Source organism: Citrobacter sp. VF227 (assembly GCF_052950715.1).
Map to the genome: position 1 here is coordinate 1 of NZ_JBRFVF010000037.1, position 2,128 is coordinate 2,128.

The following is a 2,128-nucleotide window of genomic DNA, read 5'->3' on the forward strand; positions in this document are numbered from 1 at the left end:
CCGGGCGACGGCAAGCATCTGAGCTTGACCGTTCTCTATGGCGATTGCGGGACGTTTAAGGGGCGGACACGGCCTGTACTTTGGGTCGAACCTGCGTGCTCCTGGCCGGTCGCCGCCGCGAGAACAGCGAGATCAGGATCGGCATAACGACCAGGATCAGGGCCGGCGCCAGGAGGATGCCGCCAACCACAACCAGCGCCAGCGGCTTCTGGACCTGCGAGCCGATGCCGGTCGACAAGGCGGCCGGCAGCAGGCCGACGCAGGCCGCGACGCAGGTCATCATCACCGGGCGCATCCGCACCGTCGCGGCCTGGAACACCGCGTTGCGGCGCTGCCAGCCGTCTTCGACGAGCTGGTTGTAGTAGGCGAGCAGGATCACGCCCTCCATGGTCGAGATGCCGAACAGCGCGATGAAGCCGATCGCCGCCGAGACCGAGAACGGCGTCCCCGTCAGCACGAGGGCGAAGATGCCGCCGATCATCGCCATCGGGATCACCGACAGCGTCAGCAGCATGTCGGTGGCCGATGAGAAGTTGATGTAAAGGAGCAGGGCGATCAGCGCGAGCGTGATCGGGACGACGACCTTCAGTCGGGCGATCGCGTCCTGCAGGTTCCCGAACTCGCCGACCCATTCGAGGTGAGAGCCCGGCGGCAACTGGACCTGCTGGGCGACCCGGTTCTGCGCCTCGATCACGGCGCCGCCGAGGTCGCGTCCCCGCACCGAGAACTTGACCGGGATGTAGCGCTGCTGACCCTCGCGATAGATGAACGAGGCGCCCGAGACGAGCTCGACCGTGGCGATCTCAGAAAGCGGCACGGGAATCACGCCGCCGCTCGGATTCTGGGCGCCCACCGTGATGTTGCGGATCGTGGCGAGGTCGCGGCGGTACGCCGAGGCCAGGCGCACGCGCATCGCGAAGTGCCGATCCGAGCCATACTCGTACACGTCACCCGCGGTCTGACCGCCGATCGCGGCCTGAACCGTGGTGTTCACATCCCCGGGCGCCAGCCCGTACCGGGCCGCCTTCTCGCGATCGACGGTGATGCGGACCGTCGGCTGACCCAGTGAGGTGAAGATCGCCAAGTCGGTGATGCCCTTCACCTCGGCCAGGGCCGCCTTGATCTGCTCGGCCGCCTGCGAGATCGCGCTGAGATCGTTGCCGTACACCTTGACGGAGTTCTCGCCCTTCACGCCGGAAGCCGCTTCCTCGACATTGTCCTGGATGTACTGGGAGAAGTTGAACTCGACGCCGGGGAAGTGCTCCTCCAGCGTCTTTGACATAGCCTCGACGAGCCGCTCCTTGATCAGCCCCGATGGCAAAGTCTCCTCGTCGGTCAGCGGTGCGAAGATCTCGACGTTGAAGAAGCCGGTCGCGTCCGTGCCGTCGTCGGGCCGGCCATGCTGCGTGATCGTGGTCTCCACCTCCGGATACGCCTTGAGCACGGCGCGTATCCGGTTGACGTAGGTGTTCGCGGCCTCGAGCGAGATCGAGGGTGGCATCGTCCCGCGGATCCAGAGATTGCCCTCCTCGAGCTTGGGCAGGAACTCCAGGCCGAGCGAGCGGACCATCGTGCCGGCGACGAGCAGGACGACGAGCATGGCGCCGAGCGTCAGGATCTTGTTGCCCAAGGCGAAGCGCAGGAAGCGCGTGTGCCCGAAGTGCAGGAGGCGCACGATGAGCGTGTCGCGCTCCTCCATCTCGTTCGGCAGGATCAGGGCCGACAGGGCCGGCGAGACCGTGAAGGTCGCGAGCAGGCCGCCGATCAGCGCGTACGCGTAGGTCTTGGCCATCGGCCCGAAGATGTGCCCTTCAACGCCGCTCAGCGTGAACAGTGGCAGGAAGCCGACGATGATGATCGTCGCCGAGAAGAAAATCGCCCGGTTCACCTCGGACGCGGCGAAACTGATGGTGCCGAGCTTGCCCGTCAGGGCCGACCCCTCATCGCCAGCGTCATCGGCGTGCGTGATCGGACCGCCGGGATGCTCCGACAAGTGTCGGAAGACGTTCTCGACCATGATCACGGTCGCATCGACGATCAGGCCGAAGTCGATGGCACCGAGCGACAGCAGGTTGGCCGACTCGCCGCGGATCACCAAGATCGCCACCGCGAAGGCGAGGGCGAACGG

General features: G+C 66.1%; 1 protein-coding gene. It reads right to left on the minus strand.

What is annotated here, in order from left to right:
* Positions 1-55: 55 nt before the first annotated feature.
* The coding region (locus ACU8YC_RS24770) for an efflux RND transporter permease subunit (protein WP_446895930.1) at positions 56-2,128 on the minus strand (2,073 nt) is incomplete at its 5' end.